The organism is Rhodococcus sp. BH4, from assembly GCF_002079265.1.
GTDB classification, from domain to species: domain Bacteria; phylum Actinomycetota; class Actinomycetes; order Mycobacteriales; family Mycobacteriaceae; genus Rhodococcus_F; species Rhodococcus_F qingshengii.
The window spans coordinates 5,735,124-5,755,198 of record NZ_CP014941.1; the positions used below are offsets into that span (position 1 = coordinate 5,735,124).

Consider the following 20,075-nt stretch of genomic DNA (forward strand, 5'->3'; position numbering starts at 1 on the left):
GAAACCCAGACCTTGCCTGTTACCCACGTTAAGGGGATCCTGGATCAATAACCATGACCAGATTGCCAAGTTTTTGTGCAGAAACGCCGAATGCTCGAGACATCGGAGTGATCGATCCATGAGGACAACATCATCACAGCGGTACGCACCCACCACCGACGAGACTCGAACCCGGGACACCCTCTCGCACGTTCTCGAAGTCGTCCACCTTCGCGGTGATCAGATTCATCGCTGCGTCCACGGCGAGAACTTCACCGTGGAGGTACCCACGGGGGTGCGAGCACTTCACATTGCCGAGCACGGTGACATCGTGATCAGAACGCAGGGCAAAGCCCCGATCGAACTCGGCCCCGGGGAACTCGTACTGTTACCCCATGGGCATGCTCATACGATCGAGAATGCGATGCCGATGCACACGAAAAACGAAACATGTTGGCTTTTCGGTACTTTCACACTCGACGACGTCGCAGCGCAGCGACTGCTGTCCGTTCTGCCGGACTTCGTCGAACTGCGCGCGACACAAGGAACCCCGGTCGAGTGGCTCGAGGTGAGCAGCCGACTGTTGGGCGCCGAGGTGGACGATCCGAAACCTGGTTCCTCCGTGATGGTTTCCCGGATTCTCGACCTTCTCTTCGTCCAGATCCTCAGAGCGTGGGCTCGAGCGGACGGATCGAACGGCGGATGGTTGACCGCAGCAATGGATCCACGAATCGGGCAGGCCCTCGAGGCCGTCCACAACGACCCGTCACGCAACTGGACCATCGACGAACTGGCGACGCTGTCCACCCTGTCGAGATCGTCTTTTGCGGAGCGCTTCTCGCGACTGGTCGGCCAGACGCCCGGCGCTTACATCACCGAGCGCCGACTCGACCGTGCCGCCGAACTACTCGTGCAAACCACCGAGCCGGTCGGAACCATTGCGATAACTGTCGGCTACGAATCCGATGCCGCGTTCAGCCGCGCCTTCCGTCGACGATTCGACGCCTCGCCGTTGAACTGGCGAAAGTCCAACTCCCACAATCACTGACGTCAGGTCGCAGCGATTACGCCTGCGACCGGGATCCGGCCGAGAACTGCAACGCGGAAGTCCACCATCGCGCGCTCCACGTGATTGGCGCTCGAGACCACAACCACGCCGGTCGCGCCTCGATCGGCGAGAATCCGCGCAGAGTTGATCGCATTCTCGACCGTCGACCACGAAGTTCCCTCTTCGGTGATCCGGCCCGGGTTGACGCCGTTGGCAACGAGCCATTCGCGCATCGCCCTGGCTTCCGTTACTCCGGCCTTCGGAGCCCCACCGCTTGTGATGATCGGAGACTGCGGGTACTGACGGGCCAGCTGGAGCGCCGCCTGAAGCCGGTCGACCAACATCGGACGCATCGTGCCGTCGTCGAAGAGGCCGGCACCCAAGACGACGATGTTCGTGCCCACGGGGTTGAGGTCGAGCAGCACGGGCGACTGGCGTGTCAGCGTCTCAGCACTCGTGCACGCGAGAATGAGAGACCGCACCGGTGTTTGGCAGCCGCCCACCGTCGACAGGATGCCGTTGACGACCGTCGTCGGAGTGATGTCGGCACTCGCTGTCGCCGGCGTCAATCCCACTCCGGCTGCGGCGATTACCGAAGCAGCAATCAATCCCTTCGTCAGAGACCTACGAACATTTGCCATGTAGCCGAACCCCCAGATTGTCGATTGTCCAGCCCACGGTAACGAACATTTCGTCGCGATTGCATCATTTGACTCAAATTTACTGTTCACTGACCGTCACACAGATTAAACATAAATATTGGGCAACAATTCGGGTTCGAAACCGTCATCTACCAGCATCTCGAATCGACGCGCCTGCCGCGTTACCGATCTGAGCTGCAGCATCCCCGAGCAGGTCGGCGACACTGAACGGCAACAATTCGTTGTTGCAGATCACGATGTTGCATCCGGGTGTTCCTGCTCGCCCGTCCCGACCATCGTGTCGAAGATCAATTCGGGGTTCGCGAAGCCGACGAGCTGTGACGGATCGTCGATGAGCGGACCACCCGACCCATGCACGGGAGGCCCGACGTACGGCGGCGGTGAAACGTCCACGATCGAAGCGACGACAAGCCGCAAGAACTCCTGGAGATAGAGATCCCGAGGCGCGTTCTGCCACACCGGATGCGAAACATACTTGCTCACCGGCGCATTCACGGAGTAGAAGTCCTCGCCCGCGTTCACCCAGGTCAAGAAGCCGTACCCCCATTGGACGGAGAGGGCGCGGACAACTCGTCGAGGTAGGCGGAGTCGATCAACGTCTGATCACGCCACGCGCCTCGTTGCACCATCAGCTGACCCAGTCTCGCCATGTCTCCCGGCCGCATTGCCAATCCGAGAATCAGACACGTTCACAGAGAACCACAGACGCATCACGTTTGGGAAGAGTCCGCCTCCATTCCGAGCGCGCGACGCGCTCCCAGCGCCATGGTGACCTGTACAAGATCTTTCGGTGACGACAGGTCAAGTCCCGTCAGGGAACTCGCTTTACGCAGGCGGTACACGACCGTGTTCGGGTGTACGTGCAACTGCCGAGCGGTGGTAGCTCGATCGAATCCGGAGTCGATGAAAGATTCGAGCGTCTCGAGCACGGCAGGATCGGACTCCAACGGCGACAACACATCTGCGAGGATCGGCAGCGCAGCGCTCGGGCGGGTCAGTTGATACTCGACTGCAAAATCCTCGAGACGCACGACCCCACTTGTACGGCCGTACTTTCGGGCAACGTTCAGCACCTCGCGCGCCTGCGACACCGCTGCGGGAATTGCCGGCGGTGCCGCGACATGTACGGCGGCAACCGTCGATGCACCGATGACCTTCTCGAGATCACCCAATCGTCGACACAATGACAAATACTGCGGACTCGACGCCCAGTTCCCCTCAGCGGGTTCCGATTCCACAATAGGAATCAGTACGGCTCCGCCACTGCTCCCGAGCACCCCGAGCGCTTTGTCACGCCCCACCTGATCGAGCTCTCGTTGCAGGTGGCGCACCTTTCTCCGCTCGGCGACGGCAGTGTCCACCTCGGTCGAGGACTCGTCGTCATTCCGTTCGACGTGCAGCGCCACCACCCAGTACAGGCGCGCCAACCGGATGCCCACATCGTCGGAGACCCGATCAACATCGACACCCGTCGAAAGTGCTACGAACAATGACCTTCGCGCAGAATCCTCGTCCGTCTGGGTGGCATGGTCGGAACCGTAGCCGGCAAGAACCGCCGACGCGGAGGCCGCGGTGTATGCATTCAGGAGTCGTCCGGTGCGGGCAAGTGCGACACCGTCTTCCGGGACCGCCCATTCGCTGATGGTCTCCCACCACAGCCCGGCTGCCAGGTGATATGCCCTCAGCACCTCACCGAGTGGAACCAATTCCTGAGCCCGTTGGCGAGCCGATTCGCTGATGTCGGCGAGCAACTCGGGCGTCAGATCGGCGCCGGTCCGCAGCATCGAAATGAACAGTTCCAGATTGCGCCTCACGATGGTGGTGACGTCGTTACGCAATGCCTCGTCAGGGAGCAACCGGTAGAAGGTGACGTCGCGGTGGACCAGATCGACTGTCTCAATGACCAGTGGATGGGTGCGTTGCGCCAGTCGGTCGGCCAGAGATCTGCCACCAACCAGGATCGGCTCGAACGGCAGATTTTTGTTTCCTGACACAAAACCCTCCACAGAATTGAATTGCCACCACAAGGCCGACCTGCCTTTTTCCTATCACTATGTAACCCACGCCACTCACGAATTCACAATCAGCGGCGTAACTGGAAGTCCCACCTTCGACCAAGAGGAGCCTCGAGTGACGTGGAAAACGCGCAGCGCAGCCATTCTGGCAGGCGTCGTGGCTGCCGGTTCGATCGCGGCTCTCGGGACCGGTGTGTCGAGTGCCGAGACAGCGGTCAGCACTATCCAGTACGTCGCGCTCGGCGATTCCGCGGCGGCCGGCCCACTGGTCACCGCGCAGGACTCGTCGTCACCGGGGTGTCTACGATCACTCGACAACTACCCGTCCGTGGTGGCGCGAGAACTCGGCGCTCAACTCACGGATATGACCTGCTCGTCGGCGCGATCCGCCAACGTCACGGACACCGCACAATCGACGTTCTCCGGTCAAGTATCACCGCAGGCAACAGCATTGGGGCCTGATACCGACCTCGTCACCATCACCATCGGTGCCAACGACATCTCGTTGTTCCCGACAGTTCTGAGCTGCGTCAATCCACTCCCCGAACCCGCCGGAACGTCCTGCCGTGACAAGTTCACCTCCGGTGGCGTCGATCAACAGCGACAGATGATCGAAAATGCGTCCACAGGTTGGAGTTCCATGATCGAAGTCGCGCAGGATCGAGCACCTTCGGCGCGCATCGTCGTGGTCGGATACGGCACATACATCCGTGGTGGCGGCTGCCCCGACACTCAGCCGTTCTGGCCGCGCGACGCCGACTATCTCCAGAGTGTGATCGACTACGGCAACACGGTCATGGCAGCAACTGCGGCCCGTTACGGCGTCGAGTACATCGACATCACCGAAACCACTGCCGGGCATGACATCTGCACGGACCCTGCCACTGCTTACTACACGGGAATCGTCCCTACCCAGCCGGCGGTTCCACTGCATCCCACTGCGGCCGGGATGCAGGCGATCGGGAAAACGGTCGCCGACGCTCTGTCCTGAGCTTCTCCCCCAGCACAATTCATTCAGCACTCGCGAAAAGGGTGGAACAATCATGTCAATTCAACGAGACGCTCCGCCGCTGCCGTCCGTCGACGGCGCCCCTGTCGGAACACGTGACAAACTTCTCGGCGGCACACTCGTCGCCCTGTTTCTCGCGAACATGCTCAACTTCTTCGACCGGGCGATCCCCTCAGTCGTTGCCGAGCCGATCAAGAACGAGTTTTCGCTCAGCGACTTGCAATTGGGATTGATCACCTCTGCATTCACCCTCGTCTACGCAGTCGCAGGACTGCCTCTGGGCCGGTTGGCCGACACGAAGAACCGTCCCAAGATCATCGGGATCGGACTCCTGGTGTGGAGCGGACTGACGGCAGCAACCGGTGCCGCCGGCAGCTATGTGCTGTTCATCCTCGCGCGTCTCGGCGTCGGTGTGGGCGAAGCGACCTTCACACCTGCAGCCAACTCGATGATCGGTGATATCTACCCGGCAGAACGACGCTCACGCGCACTTGGTGTCTTCATGCTCGGTTTGCCAATTGGCCTCATGCTCGCCTACTTCACCGTCGGCAAGATCGCCGAGGCATTCGACAGCTGGCGTGCACCGTTCTTCCTCGCGGCGATTCCCGGTGTCCTGCTTGCAGTCGTGCTCTACCGCATGGCAGATCCGGTTCGTGGTGGTTCCGAAAGTCCGGAGGCCCGCGCAGCCGCTGTTTCAGAGGCACCGATCACCCGCCCGATCCGTCGTCTGCTCGCAATTCCCACGCTTCGTTGGCTCATCCTTGCCGGGCTGACGTTCAACTTCGCCGCCTACGCAGTGAATTCGTTTGTCGTCCCGCTGCTCATGCGCCAGTACCACCTGAAACTGACTGCGGCGGCATCGGTCACCGGCATCATCGTCGGAATCACGGGCCTGATCGGATTGCTTCTCGGCGCTCGCTACGCTGACAAGGCCAGCGCACGCTCACCACGCGCACGGTTGATGATCGGTGTCGGAACCTCGGCATTGGCGGCACCTTTGACGGCGCTGGCACTGTTGCAACACGGCGGAAACGTCGTGATGTTCACGCTCTTGTTCTCGGCCGGGTGGCTTCTGGCCTACGGCTTCTACATCAGCGTCTACCCTGCCATTCACGACGTCGTGGTTCCCAGGCTCCGCGGCACTGCGACTGCGTTGTTCTTCGCTGCCATGTACCTTCTCGGCGGATTCTCCGGACCGGTTGCCGTTGGAGCGATCTCGGACTGGTTCGCCAAGCGTGCACTTGCAGATGCCGGTACCGGGAAGTTGGCTCAGTACGCCGGCGACGGGTTGAACTCGGCCATGTATCTCGTGCCGATCATGTTGGCACTCACCGCGGTATTCATCTACCTGGCTACCCGCACTGTCGGCAAGGACTCCGCGCGCATGCAAGCGGAGCTGAGCCAGGCCTGACCGACAAGTTCACGGGCGGTGGCGGGACCCTGAGGCCCCGCCACCGCCGAGTTCAGTTGACCGTAATCGCCAGAGTCGACAACATGGACCGCAACATGTCCGGCAAGCGAGCGATCAGTCGCTGCTCGGTTATCCGAACGGAGACGGGCGCGGCCAGCGTCGCTCGCCACAGTTCCGGTTGATTCTTCATCAGGTTGTTGTAGACCGGGAGCAACTGATCGTTGATGTAGGTCCAACGACCATCCCGGTCCGCCCAGTTGAAGTCCGGAAGCGGCGTTTGCACAACAGCATTGCCCACCTCGAACGAGAGCGGGTTCGACTCGCGTGGCGGCACGACGCCAGGCATCGACGGTGATGCGGCGAAGGTGGTCAGGTAAGTCAACGAGCGACCAACGCTACCGCGGTAGGCCTTCGCCTCGTCCCACTGATCACCCACCGACTGGTACTGCTCCCTTCGCAGCAGACGCACATTGCCGTCGAAGACCGATTCCGGTGTCCCCGAAGCAATGTTGTTCCACGCGATACGGGCGTTCTCGTCGAGCAGCCCTGCGCGATCGAGTTCGGCGATGCCGTCGACACCGTCGTGAACCCACGCCATGTGCATGGGAATCAGGTCCGAGAAGATGTGTTTGCTCATCGCAATCACTTTCCCCTGGAACCACATCACGTCCTCGGGGCGAATCTCGTGGCCGACCTCGAGAAGTGCCGCAATGTCCTCGGGCGCTCCCATCGACGATGCAACCGGCGCCCCGATGCGGTCGATCTCTCGCCACACCAGTGCCATCGCCTCGCTGATCGCTTGGACTTCCAGCACAACCCGCCCGTAGTCCAAGTCGAGGAGTCCACCGGCGAAAGCGGGCCCGACCATTCCTCCCATACCTGCCCACTGCAGCTCTCGATGCTCGAGCTGGAGTCGCTCGTAGAATTGGAAAGTGTTGGTGAGGTTTCCGAGATTCGCGTGCACACCGTCGAACGGAGTCCACGAAGCGAGATCGATACCTGCCGACTCCGTCCCGACCGCGAGCCAGTACTGCTTGAGCAGTGTCTGATAGCGATGCGGATCCACTCCCGAGGCTCGGGCGGTATCCACCAAAGACCGCAGCGTCGCGGAATCCGATGGCAGAGAAGGATGCAGACCGCCCGTGGCTTCGGCGTTTGCGTTCACTGCTTCGAGGTCGAGGTACCTGTCGAGCTCACCAGTACCCGCGGACGCCCTGCCTCCCAGTACGACGGCACCGCCGATACCTGCCGAAGCAACGAGAACCGTGCGCGCAAAATCCCTGCGCGTCAGAGACTTCCGCAAGCTCATCGTCCCTCGGCTTCGTCGAACGTCTTTGCCAGCCAGGCGATGTCCTGCATACCCAGCTGATCGGTCACCGTCTTGTACAGGTTGGTCACGTAATCGAGCGGCCCGCACTGCGACGGGAGCAGGTCCACGTTGCCGCCGTCTGCTCGATATGTCTGCGCCAATTGCTCTGCCTCACTGAAGGGAACGAGAAAGTCGTCCTCACAGGAAGAAATCAGAAGCTTGGAAGCCGGCGCCTGCTTTCCCAACGTGTTGTCCGCGTACGCCGCGGCCAGCGCAGGGATCGTTCGGGGCGAAGGGTTGGTGAGTAGGACGTCGAACGGAACGAATGGGAGTCCGAGGTAGAGCGCCTGGCAGGACGCGCGGAAGGCTGCGGCGACGTTGTGACCGATCGGAGTCAGATGGTCGTCGAGCCGAACGTCGGGGTAGCCCGCGTCGAATCCGAGAATGCTCGAGAAGACGAATCCGGAACCGATCCCACCGGCCGCTGTTTCCTCGAACGTTGCGGGGTCGATCATCATCGCCTGAATGGCACTGGCCTGGACGTTCAGTTCCGGCGCATAATCATGGGCTTGTTCCGCGGCAAAGCCCGCTGCGACACCGCCTCCGGCGACACCGTAGATGCCGACAGGGGTGTCTGATTCGAGGCCACCTTCCGGAAGCGCGAGTGCTGCCCGAACGCCGTCGAGCGTTGCCTTCCCTGAGAACTGTCCGATCGAGAACGGATGGGGAGCAGTGTCGCCGTCGTTGCCGACGTCGCTCATCATCACTGCCCAGCCGTGGCCGAACATCTGAGCCACCGGGCCGAGCGCCGAGAACATCGCCGGGTCGCTCTGATTGCCGCCGGTCCACTGGTGACTTGGTGCGCAGTTCGCGCCGAGGCTGTCGTTCGCCTCGGCGTATCCGATGATCTTGCGATCACCTGGCGCAGTTCCGTCCTCGGGAATCATCAGAATTCCGGTGCTGATCACCTGCCGACCGAAGTGATCAGTGGTGGTGTACATCAGTTGATGAGCCGAGACCACGTCGGGACGGACCTGGTAGACCTGCACGCTGACCGGACGCGCTTTGAGAAGAGTGCCGGGGGCGGTACCCGGCTCGATTTCGGGTTCGTCGAACCACGGATCATCGGACGAGAGCCCGAGTGGAGTCAATTCGGTGGAAATGTCAGCGCCTTGGAGTGCCTTCACGACCAACGGGTTGAACACGTCGGCCAGGTCGACGGTCTCCTGCGCGCCAGCCGGCGACCCCACCGCAAACAAGGCCACTGCCAGGGCCGATGCCGTTCCGGCGCGCCATGACCACCGTCGCCACGTCGAGTCAAACATCGTTCACGAGTTCCTTACTTTCGGGTAATGAGCACCCCTACACTCCCATTCACCTGCATTAACAGACAAGTCGGGCACCCATCCGTTGGCCGAAAACCTCGATCGGGCTTAGGCTGACGGCACCTGTCCGGCAAGTCTGGCGTGGGAGGTTTGTCTGTGAGTGCTCCGACCCGTGTATCGCGAGCTACCGGCGATTCACTCCAAGCTCGACCGCGGCCGTCCAACATCACGTGCAAGATTCTGATGGCCGTGACAGGACTGATCTTCGCCGCTTTCGTTCTTGTCCACATGATCGGAAACCTGAAGGTCTACACCGGTGCCGATCACTTCGACGACTACGCACACTGGCTACGAACGGTGTTCGAACCCTTCCTGCCCTACGAGGGACTTCTGTGGATTCTTCGCATCGTCTTGCTCGCGTCATTGGTCGCACACGTCTGGTGTGCCTGGCTGCTCACCGTCCGCGGACGCCGAGCTCGAGGAAAATTTCGACGTAAAGGTCTGGGAATCAAGTCCTTTACAGCGCGCACGATGCCCGTCACCGGAGCTGTGCTGCTGCTGTTCGTCATTTTCCACATACTCGACCTCACGACCGGAACCCGACCCATCGGCAGCAGCGAGTACGAAGCGGCCACGCGCACACAGAGTTACGCATACGACAATCTGATTGCCAGCTTCGAGCGTCCGCTGGTGGCAGCGTTCTACATCGTCGCGATGGCTCTGCTGGCAATGCACCTCGCGCACGGACTCTGGAGCGCGGTCAACGATCTCGGCGTGACCGGCCAACGACTGCGCCGGATTGGCGTTGCACTCTCCGGAATCTTTGCGCTCGTCGTGATGGTCGGAAACATGTCGATCCCCATCGCGGTCATGACCGGCGCCATCTCGAAGACAGGAGCGTCATAAGTGAACAGCTTCGAACTCGACGATCTGCGCAGCATCGGGACACCGGTGGACGGTAGGGTCCCGGCCGGCGATCCGGCGACGGCCTGGCCCACTCGCAAACTCGACTACAAGCTCGTCAGCCCACTCAACCGGCGCAAGTTCACGGTCATCGTCGTCGGTACCGGCCTCGCCGGCGCGGCCTGCGCCGCCTCCCTCGGTGAACTGGGCTACCACGTCGAGTCCTTCACCTTCCACGATGCACCCCGCCGTGCACACAGTGTCGCCGCGCAAGGAGGCATCAACGCTGCTCGCGCTCGAAAAGTGGACAACGACAGTCTCGCCCGCTTCGTGAAGGACACCGTCAAGGGCGGTGATTTCCGGGGCCGTGAGGCCGACTGTTTCCGTCTCGCCGAAGAATCCGTACGCGTCATCGATCACATGAATGCCATCGGGGCACCGTTTGCTCGCGAGTACGGCGGCACTCTGGCCACCCGATCCTTCGGCGGCGTTCAGGTGTCGCGCACGTACTACACGCGCGGGCAGACAGGCCAGCAGTTGCAGATAGCGTCGTCGCAGGCACTGCAACGTCAGATCGCAGCCGGAACGGTCAACCTACACACCCGAACCGAGATGCTCGATCTCATCGTTTCGGACGGGCGAGCACAAGGGATAGTCACACGCGATCTCGTGACCGGTGAAATCGGCGCCACCACAGGCCATGCCGTCGTACTGGCATCCGGCGGCTACGGCACCGTATTCCACAAGTCCACACTTGCGAAGAATTCCAACGCCACGGCCGCGTGGCGAGCGCACCGACGCGGCGCGCTGATTGCCTCACCCTCGTTCATCCAATTCCATCCGACGGCACTTCCCGTCAACTCCGAGTGGCAGTCGAAAACCATTCTGATGAGCGAATCCCTGCGCAACGACGGCCGAATCTGGGTACCGGCCAAGCCCGGAGACGATCGTGAGCCCGGCGACATTCCCGAAAACGAACGCGACTACTACCTCGAGCGCAAATATCCGGCGTTCGGGAACCTCTCTCCCCGCGACGTCTCTTCACGGGCCGCCCGCGAGCAAATCGACTCCGGTCACGGCGTCGGCCCTCTGAAAAACAGTGTGTACCTGGATTTCCGCGATGCGTTGGCACGGCTCGGCCGCAAGACCATCGAGGAGCGATACGGAAATCTGTTCTCGATGTATCGCGACGCCACCAGCGAAGACCCCTATACGGTGCCGATGCGCATCGCCCCCGGAGCCCACTTCACCATGGGAGGACTGTGGAACGACTACGACCAGATGACCTCCATCCCCGGCTTGTTCGTCGGTGGTGAGGCAGGCTGGGGATACCACGGGGCCAACCGCCTCGGCGCCAATTCGTTGCTCTCGGCATGCGTCGACGGCTGGTTCACCCTCCCGTACGCGATTCCGAATTATCTTGCACCGCTACTCGGATCCACTCCACTCGAACTGTCCGATCCCGCTGTGACGTCGACGCTCACTGACGTGAGGGGTCGGGTGGACCTGCTGCTCTCGGTCGGCGGAACACACGGTCCCGACAGGTTCCATCGACAACTGGGCGAGATCCTCTATGCGGGTTGCGGTGTCACCCGAACGGCCGAGGGCTTGACCAAGGCGATCGCCGAAATCCGCGCACTGCGAACCGATTTCTGGTCGAACCTGCGAGTTGCCGGCAGCGGAAACCAGTTCAACCAGGAGTTGGAAAGGGCCGGCAGGGTAGCCGATTTCCTCGAGCTCGCCGAACTGATGTGCGTCGATGCTCTCGATCGTGACGAGTCCTGTGGAGCGCACTTTCGTGCCGAACATCAGACTCCCGACGGCGAAGCGCAGCGAAACGATCAGGACTGGTGCTTCGTCTCCGCGTGGGAAACCGCCCAGGACGGCAGACACGTTCGACACGACGAGCCGTTGTCCTTCACCGCTGTTCCACTGCAGACGAGGAACTACGTATGAAAATCACCGTGGACGTGTGGCGCCAATCCGGACCTGAGTCGTCCGGCGCATTCGACACCTACCAAATAGACGACGCGACGGTGGAGATGTCGCTGCTGGAGCTCCTCGACCGACTCAACGACCAACTCGTGGAAAGCGGCAACGAACCCATCGCCTTCGATTCCGACTGCCGAGAAGGGATCTGCGGGTCCTGTGGCATCACCGTCGATGACGTTCCCCATGGGCCGGTTGCGAACACTCCCACGTGCCGTCAGCACCTGCGTAGCTTCTCCGACGGTGACCGAATCAAACTGGAGCCGTTCCGCTCCGCAGCCTTTCCCGTGGTCCGAGACCTCGTCGTCGATCGCTCTGCGCTCGACCGGGTGCTCGAAGCCGGTGGATACGTTTCGGTCAATGCAGGAACCGCGCCGGACGCAGACAGTCAGCCGCTCTCGCATCAAAGTGCCGAAGCTGCACTGGACTTCGCCGCGTGCATCGGCTGCGGCGCTTGCGTGGCAGCCTGCCCGAACGGTGCCGCGCACCTCTTCACCGGGTCCAAACTGACCCACCTGTCTCTCGTCACGCAGGGCCGCAACGAACGTGGCAAGCGGGCCCGAGCGATGTCGCACCAGATGGAGGCCGATTTCGGGCCGTGCTCGACCTACGGTGAATGTGCGCAGGTGTGTCCCGCGGAGATACCGCTGACCGCGATTGCCGCTGTCAACAAGGAATCGATGCGATTCGGATTGCGGCGCAAGGACAACTGATCGTCACCAGGCGCCGATCAGCTTCATCCACGCGCCGCCGATGATCGTCCAGATCAGGATGATCACGACGCTCATCACGAAACCGATTCGGAACCATTCCGAGGTCTTGATGTATCCGGAACCGTAGATCACTCCGGCCGGACCGGACGCGTAGTGCGAGATACCGCCGAACAGGCTGCCGATGAAGCCGAACACCAGGGCTGAGAACAGCGGCGGTGCACCGGTTGCCACCGCCGCGCCGAGAAACACCGCGTACATCGCGACGATCTGCGCGGTGTTCGACGCAAACAGATAGTGCGCGTAGAAGTACACCAAGGTCAGGATCGCAAAAGCCCAGATCCACGGCAAACCGTCGACGCTCGAGGAGACCTGGGTTCCGATCCACGAGATCACGCCGAGTTCTTCGAGATGGCTTGCCATACCGACCAGAACGGCAAAGAACACGAGCGTCTGCCACGCCCCGGTGTCGTGGACCAGGTTGTTCCACGTCAGCACCTTGGTCACCAACAGGATGCCGATTCCGACGAATGCTGTTGTAGTGGCATTGACGTTGAGCTGCGAGCCCAGGCACCAGAGCACCAGCAGCAGAACGAAGGTGGCGGCCATGATCTTCTCGTTGCGGCTGATCGGACCTGCCTTGCGCAGTTCCTCCCTGGCTTGCTCGGGTGCTTTCGGAGTCTTCAACATCGTGGGCGGGAAGATCTTCGACATCACCCACGGGATCGCGATGAGACTCGCAATTCCCGGAACCGATGCTGCCAGCGCCCATTTGCCCCACGAGATGTCGATGCCGATCTTGGCAGCCGCATCGACGGCCACAGGGTTACCCGCCATGGCGGTGATGAACATCGCGGAGGTCACGACGTTGACTTGCAGCGACGTGAGCAGCAGATATGCTCCGAGCTTCTTGCGAGAGTCCTCGGGCTCGGGATTGGAGTCCTCCAACTTGCTCAGCGAGACGATGATCGGATAGACGACGCCACCCGCACGGGCGGTGTTCGACGGCGTCGCCGGAGCAAGTATCAAGTCCGTCAACGCCATTCCGTAGGACAATCCGAGACTCGACTTGCCGAGTTTGGTCACGAACATGAGCGCAACCCGTTTGCCGAGTCCGGTGACCAGAAAGCCCTCGGCAATGAAGAACGATGCGACAATCAGCCAGATCGTGGTGTTACTGAAGCCGGACAACGCTTCCGTCGGCGTCTCGGTCTGGGTGATCATGGCGATCGACAGGCCTACCAGCGCCACAGAACCCGTCGGCAGAGGCTGCAAGATCAACGCCACGATGGTGCCGACGAAGATTCCGAGCATGTGCATGCCCTTGGGATCCACACCGTCCGGAACAGGCATGAAATAGATGATCAAGCCGAGGACGACGGGCACCGCAGCCGGGTAGTACCGCCTGAGCACCGATTGTTTCGACGGCTCCGCCGGCGGTGTCGTCTCAGAAAAAGACTCAGTGCTTTCGGATTTGGCCTCGGACATTTGCATCTCCTCGACTTGTCGCCCCAGGTGATCGCCCCAGATGATTGTCCCCCAAACATCAGGTTTTCGTGCGGTCAATCCAAGTTCGAGAGAAAATGCCCAGAAGTACAGTCGTCCTTACGAGGCGCTGTCTCGCACCGACGCTTCAGTGGGAGAATGCCCATCTCGCAAAAGATTGTGCCAATCGATCAACAGAGGCGCGGGCGTGCTGCACGCTTGAATCTCCGAGAGTTGTTCAACCTGCTTCTGCGAAAGGTATTCGTCGGCAAGATGTTTGGGTCAGGACTGCGCGGATTGCCGACCTCGACCGGATCTTCGCGCGTGATGTGATCCAATTCCGAAGCATGTCAGCCGACAGACAGACCCACGAACCGAGAAGATTCGTATCGGGCCGACGAGTGGTTGCGCCATCTATTGTCGGGAATGTGACGGAATCCGACGCCCACGAGGACTCGACCGACTCCACTGAATCGGAAGTGGCCGGTCACCCGAGGAAACGTCCACTGTGGCGTGAGATTCTGATCCTCTTTGTCGTCGCACTCGTCCTGAGTGTTGCCATTCAGAACTTCGTCGGACGCATTTTTCTGATCCCGTCGGAGTCCATGGAACCGACACTTCACGGATGCACCGGCTGCACGGGAGACAAAATTTTCGTCGACAGAATCAGCTATCGATTCGGGGATCCACAGCCTGGGGATGTGGTCGTGTTCAAGGGACCCGAGTCCTGGAACGACGAGTACAAATCCATTCGATCCGACAATTCGATTGTTCGCGCATTTCAGGGACTCGGGTCCATCGTCGGCTTGGTCCCGCCGGACGAAAACGACCTCGTGAAGCGGGTAGTCGCGGTCGGTGGCCAAACCGTACAGTGCCTGTCCGAGGAAGAGGGGCTTCGAGTGAACGGCAAGCCGCTGACCGAGCCGTACATCGACAAGCGCATTCCGGGCAACGGTACCTCTTGCCAAGGAAGGTATTTCGGGCCGGTCACGGTTCCCGACGGGAACCTGTGGGTGATGGGCGACAACCGCGCCCATTCGAAGGATTCACGTTTCCATCTCGATGACGAACACAGTGGAACGGTGGCGATCGACAATGTCATCGGCAAGGTTCAATTGATCGTCCTTCCCTTCTCACGGTGGGGAACTGTGAGCTCCTTCGATCCGCAGTGACAGATCGAATCAACCAGGCGGCCCGCATCTTCGGACGGCACAGTCGACATGGCTCCGCTTTCGGACGATCATCGAGCGCATCTGTTACCGAGGGTAGGAGAACCACATGCGCGCTCGACGCATCACCGCCAATCTCAAAGTCGCCGATGTCGGAACCGCCAAGAGCTTCTACTCCGACTTTCTCGGCCTGAGCACCGAAGAGTTCAACATGGGGTGGGTCGCTCGCTACACCTCTCCCGACACCGGCGCGAACGTACAGCTCGTCACGCACGACGCCACTGCGACCGAGGACTCGGTCATCTCAGTCCACACGGACGACGTCGACGGCGCCTACGAAGAGGCCCGCAGGCTCGGCTACGAAATCGTGCACCCCATAACGACCGAAGAGTGGGGTGTTCGCCGATTCCTCGTCCGGGCACCCGATGGCAACGTCGTCAACATCGTGCGACACCGGGACTGAGCAGCGGAAAGAACCCCATTCGACGTTTTAGGTCATTTGACCTAGAGTTAGGTGCATGACCGATTCATTGCAGTATTCAGCCGACGGCCCGATCCTCGTGGCCGGCGGATACGGAACCGTGGGCAGCGCCCTGACTGCGTTGCTCGCCCCCGACTTCCCACTACTCCTCACCGGACGCACCCCCGAGCGAGGCGACGAACTGGCCGGCCGTCACGGCGCTTCCGTCCGCCGCTGGGACCTCCTCGACCCGACACCCTTCGACGCGTCCGTACGCGCGGTCGTGTCGACGGTCAACGATCCCCACGATCGTGTCCTGTCCGCAGCCGTCGAGGCCGGCATTCCGTACGTGGACATCACCCGCTGGACAACCCGCGTCGCTCGCGCCGCCACTCTGGCGGGTCAGAAGTCGCCGAGCGCACCGGTGTACCTGTCGTCCGGATGGATGGGCGGAGTCACCAATATCGTCGCCGCAGCGCTGGCCGAGGAACTGGGTGGCGCGAGCACGATCGACGTCTCGATTCGCTACGACGTCAACGACATTGCCGGGCTGGACTCCGTCGACTTCATCGATCGGCTCGGGCAGGATTTCGAGGTGATGCAGCAAGGAAACCCGATCACCGTCAGCCCGTTGACGGATACACGCTGGGTCGACTTCCCCGGATCGCGCACCAAGGTCGGAAGAATCGACACTCCGGAACAATTCACGTTCCCCATGACCTTGGGCGCCGAAACTGCCAGCACTCGAATAGGTTTCAGTTCGAATGCATCCACAACTGCGCTGCTCGCCGCCAAGAAGGTGGGTCTGTTCCGTTGGGGTCGCGGCGACCGCTTCACACCGCTACGACGCGGGCTCCTGTACTCGCCGGGCAAGGGCGGGAGCGCGCAAGTACGCATCGATGTCACGGGCCCGAGCGGCACGACAAGCGCGACAATCGTCGACCGGCAGGGCCAGGCTCACCTCACCGCGGTGGGCGGCGCGCTGGCCGTCAGACGAGCCTTGGCCGACGATGCCCGGCCTGGAGTCACTTTCCCCGAATCGCTTCCGAACCCTCGCCGCACCGTCTCCGAGTTGGAGAGCTTCGGGGTGGCAGTATTGCGACCATGACCCTCTCCAAGGGCGCCGCCCGTGCGGCAGCACTTCTCGACGCAGCAGAACAGGTCCTCACTACTCAGGGCAATGCCAACTCGGCAATGCGCGATTTCGCAGCCGCGGCCGGAGTGCGGGTAGGACATCTGCAGCACTACTACCCCACCCGTGCAGATCTGATACGCGCAGTGATGTCACGTGCATTGACCCGCTCACTGGATCGCCTTGCCGTCGTCCCCGATACGGATCAGAGCCTCTCCCGCGAGGAATCCGAACACTTCATCGGAGTCCTGCTCGGAGAACAGGACGACCAGGCCACGGTGCGTCTGTACGTCGAAGTATGGGCCATTGCAGCGGCGGACCAAGAAGTCGCGGTCGTGCTTCGAGACTTCTACGCCCAGTACATCGCACACGTAGAGCGCGCAGTCGCGTGTGCACAACCGGAGCTGGATGCGGCGGAACTTGGCGCGACAGCGCAGACCATCGTGAGCCTGCTCGAGGGTTCCGCAATTCTCCGATCGGGAATCACCGGCCGAAAGTCCGAGGCTTCGGACCGAAAGCTCGTGGACACACTGCAGTACCTGATTCACGGGTCCTGACTCGGACGTATCGTAAAGCCCATGAGCGTTGCAAACGAATGGAGCCGAATCGAAGCGTGGTGCCGTACACACGCACCGGTGACGGCTGCAGCGTTTCAACCAGGACTCGGTGACGCCGTTATCGAGGAATTCGAAGCCTCGACCGGCGTCACGTGGCCCCAGGAACTTCGCGACCTGTATCGGGTCCACAACGGCAGCCTGACCCACGACGACCGGACCGGCCTCTTTCTCGGCAGCGTGCTCCCGGACAAATTCTTCTACCCCATCGACGTCGCAACAGAAGTTCGTCTCACTCTGCTCGAAACGTGGGATGAGACGATCTACGAGAATCCAGACCTCTACGCCGAGGACGAGATGGATCGACACGATCAACGCGACGCAGGCACTGCCGCAACCATGTTCATCCCCTCGTTCGTTCCCTTCGCCGGACTGGACGAGTACCACTACTTCGTGGACACCCGCAGCGGCGCACTCCACCATTGTGTGACCGAGTATGCCTCGGACGCCACTGACAACGGCGGTCCGATCTGGGCGTCCATCTCGGTAATGCTGGCCGCCCATGCCGTAGCGCTGGAAACAGGATCAACGATCGGAGTGTGGAAACCCGTTGTCAGCAAGGGTGTTCTGGAATGGGAAGTCGACGCATGACACCCAAGCAGGATCCGACCCGTCGCACCCTCGCCGACGGGCGTCAGATCTTCTACTTCGACGATGCCGGCAGTGCCCGCGCCCACTCTGCGCGAGATTCCCGCGAATTGCCGGCTCTCGACCACTCGTCTCGGATGAGATTCGACGTTCTCACCGGGGAGTGGATCACCATGGCTTCGCATCGCATGACACGGACACATCTCCCCTCCGCCGCCGAATGTCCATTGTGCCCGACCGACGAAACACGCACGCCCACAGAGATACCCGACGGAGACTACGACGTCGCGGTGTTCGAGAATCGGTTTCCGAGCTTTGCCGCGGCGCCTGAGGAAGCCATTGACAGTCCCGGAGACGGTGCGGGCGATCGCCCAGCGGCCGGTCACTGCGAAGTGATGTGCTTCTCGAGCGATCACACGGCGTCCGTCGCCGAGCTTCCACTCGAACGCATGCGCACGATTGTGGGCGCCTGGATTTCTCGGACCGAAGAGTTGTCGGCGGATCCGCTTGTGGAACAAGTGTTCTGCTTCGAGAACCGCGGCGAAGAAATCGGGGTGACACTCACCCATCCACACGGACAGATCTACGCATACCCGTATGTCACGCCACGCACCCGATCGATGCTGACGCAGGCGCACAAACACTTCGAGCGCACCGGTCGCTCACTACTCGCCGATGTTCTGGCGTTCGAGCGCGAGGACAAGGCCGGGTTGATCTACGACGGCGATCACTGGAGCGCCTACGTCCCGACCGCCGCACGATGGCCCATCGAGATTCACCTGGCACCGCACCGAGACGTCCCGGACCTTCCCTCGCTGAACGACCAAGAGCGCGAAGAGCTTGCGGTCGTCTACCAAGATCTCCTACGCCGTATCGATCGCTTCTATCCGGGCGTCGACCGGGTACCGTACATCGCGGCTTGGCACCAAGCTCCCGTCCGCATCAACCGACCTCTGGGCCGACTGCATCTTCAGCTGTTCTCGATCTTGCGCGCACCGGGCAAACTCAAATACCTCGCCGGGTCCGAGTCCGCCATGGGCGCCTGGGTGAACGACACCGTTCCCGAGGCAGTCGCGGCCCGTCTACGGGAGTTGAAATAGTGGATACCGTCTCGAACAATTCTGTGCTCCAACAGTTTCACGCCACCTACGGCTATCCGGCAACCGGAGTGTGGGCGGCACCCGGACGAGTCAACCTGATCGGTGAACACACGGACTACAACGGTGGATTGTGCCTACCGGTCGCTCTCGAGCAGCGAACACTGGTTGCCGTCGCACTGCGCAGCGACGGGGTCGTCCGCGTGCACAGTCGGCAATCCGCCGAGACGTACACCGGGCCCCTCGGCGACATCGCCACAGGGTGGGCCGCCTACCCCACAGCCGTTCTGTGGTCTCTTGCGCGCAGAGGCCTCCCGATCGAAGGAATCGATCTTGCCGTCGACTCGTCGGTACCGGTCGGGGCCGGGCTGTCGAGCTCCGCTGCCCTCACCTGTTCGGTTGCGTTGGCCGTCAACGAACTTCATGATTCACCTTTCGCCCGCGATGAGCTGGTACAGGTGTGCATCCAGGCCGAGAACGACGGCGTCGGCGCACCGACCGGAGGGATGGATCAAACCATTGCCCTCTTTGCTCAGCCCTCGACTGCGCTCCTGCTGGACTGCCAGGACGGATCCACCGAACCCATACCTTTCGAACTCCACGGTGCAGGTTACGAACTGATCGTCATCGACACCCGGGTCAAACACTCACTCGCAGACGGACAGTACGGAATGCGGCGCTCTCAATGCGTCGCTGCAGCAGCAACTCTCGGCGTCGGCAGCTTGCGAGAGGCTACAGCAGGCCAGGCCGAGACAGTGCGAGACCCGATTCTCCGGGCGCGGGCACGGCACGTCGTGACCGAGATCGAGAGGACGCGGAAGACCGCAGAACTTCTGCGCAACAGCAGATTCAGTGACGTCGGCGAGCTGTTCGACAACTCGCACGCCTCGTTGCGCGACGACTTCGAGGTCTCGTGTGAAGAACTCGACGTCGCCGTTGCCGCAGCACGACGCGGCGGCGCGATCGGTGCGCGGATGACCGGCGGCGGATTCGGAGGCTCGGCCATCGCGCTGGTTCCGGAAGGAAGCGGAGCGGAGGTCATCGCGTCAGTGAGCCGCGACTTTGCGGCGCGAGGTTGGCGAGCACCCCACTTTCTCGGCGTCGTTGCCGGGGGTTCGGCCGCCCGTCTCTGAGCGAACGGCACGTTCAGCGCACTGGAGGTGCCGAACG

Annotated in this window: 20 protein-coding genes; 13 read left to right on the forward strand and 7 right to left on the reverse strand. The window is 61.6% G+C overall.

What is annotated here, in order from left to right; all coding sequences use genetic code 11:
* The first annotated feature begins 118 nt into the window (after positions 1 to 118).
* A complete protein-coding gene (locus tag A0W34_RS26660; RefSeq protein ID WP_081558544.1) occupies positions 119 to 1,027 on the forward strand; it encodes an AraC family transcriptional regulator in 909 nt (302 codons plus the stop codon).
* A gap of 2 nt (positions 1,028 to 1,029) precedes the next feature.
* Here A0W34_RS26660 and A0W34_RS26665 read toward each other — a convergent pair whose 3' ends face one another.
* From A0W34_RS26665 to A0W34_RS26675, 4 genes are all read right to left on the reverse strand, one after another.
* Positions 1,030 to 1,758, reverse strand: a complete 729-nt coding sequence (locus A0W34_RS26665; RefSeq protein WP_054781017.1) for a YdcF family protein — start codon at positions 1,756 to 1,758, stop codon at positions 1,030 to 1,032.
* Positions 1,759 to 1,920: 162 nt separating this feature from the next.
* Positions 1,921 to 2,220 (reverse strand): hypothetical protein, encoded by a 300-nt coding sequence (locus A0W34_RS26670; RefSeq protein WP_156888947.1) that lies wholly within the window; start codon positions 2,218 to 2,220, stop codon positions 1,921 to 1,923.
* Entirely contained in the window at positions 2,217 to 2,354 is a 138-nt protein-coding gene (locus A0W34_RS32845; protein WP_156888948.1) for a hypothetical protein, read from the reverse strand. The genes A0W34_RS26670 and A0W34_RS32845 overlap by 4 nt, the downstream gene beginning before the upstream one ends.
* 45 nt (positions 2,355 to 2,399) lie before the next feature.
* Positions 2,400 to 3,683, reverse strand: coding sequence for a PucR family transcriptional regulator (locus tag A0W34_RS26675; protein WP_081558875.1), 1,284 nt, complete (start codon positions 3,681 to 3,683; stop codon positions 2,400 to 2,402).
* 136 nt (positions 3,684 to 3,819) lie between these two features.
* Here A0W34_RS26675 and A0W34_RS26680 point away from each other — a divergent pair, with 136 nt between their 5' ends.
* Entirely contained in the window at positions 3,820 to 4,695 is an 876-nt protein-coding gene (locus A0W34_RS26680) for an SGNH/GDSL hydrolase family protein (RefSeq protein ID WP_081558546.1), read from the forward strand.
* A gap of 52 nt (positions 4,696 to 4,747) precedes the next feature.
* Positions 4,748 to 6,124 carry a spinster family MFS transporter gene (locus tag A0W34_RS26685; RefSeq protein ID WP_050656777.1) on the forward strand — a complete coding sequence of 459 codons (1,377 nt, stop codon included), beginning with the start codon at positions 4,748 to 4,750 and terminating at the stop codon, positions 6,122 to 6,124.
* A gap of 52 nt (positions 6,125 to 6,176) precedes the next feature.
* Here the strand turns inward: A0W34_RS26685 and A0W34_RS26690 are convergent, their stop codons facing one another.
* Positions 6,177 to 7,433, reverse strand: a complete 1,257-nt coding sequence (locus A0W34_RS26690) for a Tat pathway signal protein (protein WP_081558547.1) — start codon at positions 7,431 to 7,433, stop codon at positions 6,177 to 6,179.
* Entirely contained in the window at positions 7,430 to 8,758 is a 1,329-nt protein-coding gene (locus A0W34_RS26695) for a lipase family protein (protein ID WP_042446378.1), read from the reverse strand. Before A0W34_RS26695 ends, A0W34_RS26690 begins: the two co-directional genes overlap by 4 nt.
* Before the next feature lie 156 nt (positions 8,759 to 8,914).
* On the opposite strand from A0W34_RS26695, the gene A0W34_RS26700 reads away from it, so the two are divergent.
* The 3 genes from A0W34_RS26700 to A0W34_RS26710 are packed head-to-tail and all read left to right on the forward strand — an operon-like array spanning position 8,915 to position 12,363.
* Positions 8,915 to 9,664 carry a succinate dehydrogenase cytochrome b subunit gene (locus A0W34_RS26700; RefSeq protein ID WP_081558876.1) on the forward strand — a complete coding sequence of 250 codons (750 nt, stop codon included), beginning with the start codon at positions 8,915 to 8,917 and terminating at the stop codon, positions 9,662 to 9,664.
* Complete coding sequence (locus tag A0W34_RS26705) at positions 9,665 to 11,617, forward strand: fumarate reductase/succinate dehydrogenase flavoprotein subunit (RefSeq protein ID WP_081558548.1); 1,953 nt, start codon at positions 9,665 to 9,667, stop codon at positions 11,615 to 11,617.
* On the forward strand, positions 11,614 to 12,363 hold the full coding sequence (locus tag A0W34_RS26710; protein ID WP_042921559.1) for a succinate dehydrogenase/fumarate reductase iron-sulfur subunit: 750 nt from the start codon (positions 11,614 to 11,616) through the stop codon (positions 12,361 to 12,363). Before A0W34_RS26705 ends, A0W34_RS26710 begins: the two co-directional genes overlap by 4 nt.
* Before the next feature lie 3 nt (positions 12,364 to 12,366).
* Here A0W34_RS26710 and A0W34_RS26715 read toward each other — a convergent pair whose 3' ends face one another.
* A complete protein-coding gene (locus tag A0W34_RS26715; RefSeq protein ID WP_042446385.1) occupies positions 12,367 to 13,848 on the reverse strand; it encodes an anion permease in 1,482 nt (493 codons plus the stop codon).
* Positions 13,849 to 14,273: 425 nt separating this feature from the next.
* On the opposite strand from A0W34_RS26715, the gene lepB reads away from it, so the two are divergent.
* From lepB to galK, 7 genes are all read left to right on the forward strand, one after another.
* Positions 14,274 to 15,017: a signal peptidase I gene (lepB, locus tag A0W34_RS26720; protein ID WP_081558549.1), complete on the forward strand. Its 744-nt coding sequence runs from the start codon at positions 14,274 to 14,276 to the stop codon at positions 15,015 to 15,017.
* Between the two features lie 106 nt (positions 15,018 to 15,123).
* Positions 15,124 to 15,477, forward strand: coding sequence for a glyoxalase superfamily protein (locus A0W34_RS26725; RefSeq protein WP_058226881.1), 354 nt, complete (start codon positions 15,124 to 15,126; stop codon positions 15,475 to 15,477).
* 55 nt (positions 15,478 to 15,532) lie between these two features.
* The gene (locus A0W34_RS26730) at positions 15,533 to 16,582 is read left to right on the forward strand and encodes a saccharopine dehydrogenase family protein (protein WP_042921555.1); all 1,050 of its coding nucleotides are present in this window, start codon (positions 15,533 to 15,535) and stop codon (positions 16,580 to 16,582) included.
* Entirely contained in the window at positions 16,579 to 17,163 is a 585-nt protein-coding gene (locus A0W34_RS26735; RefSeq protein WP_003943180.1) for a TetR/AcrR family transcriptional regulator, read from the forward strand. Before A0W34_RS26730 ends, A0W34_RS26735 begins: the two co-directional genes overlap by 4 nt.
* A 21-nt stretch (positions 17,164 to 17,184) precedes the next feature.
* Positions 17,185 to 17,811 carry an SMI1/KNR4 family protein gene (locus A0W34_RS26740; RefSeq protein ID WP_042446400.1) on the forward strand — a complete coding sequence of 209 codons (627 nt, stop codon included), beginning with the start codon at positions 17,185 to 17,187 and terminating at the stop codon, positions 17,809 to 17,811.
* Positions 17,808 to 18,908: a galactose-1-phosphate uridylyltransferase gene (gene galT / locus A0W34_RS26745; RefSeq protein WP_081558550.1), complete on the forward strand. Its 1,101-nt coding sequence runs from the start codon at positions 17,808 to 17,810 to the stop codon at positions 18,906 to 18,908. Before A0W34_RS26740 ends, galT begins: the two co-directional genes overlap by 4 nt.
* Positions 18,908 to 20,038, forward strand: coding sequence for a galactokinase (gene galK, locus A0W34_RS26750; protein WP_081558551.1), 1,131 nt, complete (start codon positions 18,908 to 18,910; stop codon positions 20,036 to 20,038). The genes galT and galK overlap by 1 nt, the downstream gene beginning before the upstream one ends.
* Positions 20,039 to 20,075: the final 37 nt, after the last annotated feature.

Bases quoted from the DNA above. Each gene is read 5' to 3' on its own strand.
- A0W34_RS26660 (WP_081558544.1), top strand. From the start codon at position 119: ATGAGGACAACATCATCACAGCGGTACGCACCCACCACCGACGAGACT.
- A0W34_RS32845 (WP_156888948.1), bottom strand. From the start codon at position 2,354: ATGCGGCCGGGAGACATGGCGAGACTGGGTCAGCTGATGGTGCAACGA.
- A0W34_RS26685 (WP_050656777.1), top strand. From the start codon at position 4,748: ATGTCAATTCAACGAGACGCTCCGCCGCTGCCGTCCGTCGACGGCGCC.
- A0W34_RS26690 (WP_081558547.1), bottom strand. From the start codon at position 7,433: ATGAGCTTGCGGAAGTCTCTGACGCGCAGGGATTTTGCGCGCACGGTT.
- A0W34_RS26695 (WP_042446378.1), bottom strand. From the start codon at position 8,758: ATGTTTGACTCGACGTGGCGACGGTGGTCATGGCGCGCCGGAACGGCA.
- A0W34_RS26710 (WP_042921559.1), top strand. From the start codon at position 11,614: ATGAAAATCACCGTGGACGTGTGGCGCCAATCCGGACCTGAGTCGTCC.
- A0W34_RS26715 (WP_042446385.1), bottom strand. From the start codon at position 13,848: ATGTCCGAGGCCAAATCCGAAAGCACTGAGTCTTTTTCTGAGACGACA.
- A0W34_RS26725 (WP_058226881.1), top strand. From the start codon at position 15,124: ATGCGCGCTCGACGCATCACCGCCAATCTCAAAGTCGCCGATGTCGGA.
- A0W34_RS26730 (WP_042921555.1), top strand. From the start codon at position 15,533: ATGACCGATTCATTGCAGTATTCAGCCGACGGCCCGATCCTCGTGGCC.
- A0W34_RS26735 (WP_003943180.1), top strand. From the start codon at position 16,579: ATGACCCTCTCCAAGGGCGCCGCCCGTGCGGCAGCACTTCTCGACGCA.
- A0W34_RS26740 (WP_042446400.1), top strand. From the start codon at position 17,185: ATGAGCGTTGCAAACGAATGGAGCCGAATCGAAGCGTGGTGCCGTACA.
- galT (WP_081558550.1), top strand. From the start codon at position 17,808: ATGACACCCAAGCAGGATCCGACCCGTCGCACCCTCGCCGACGGGCGT.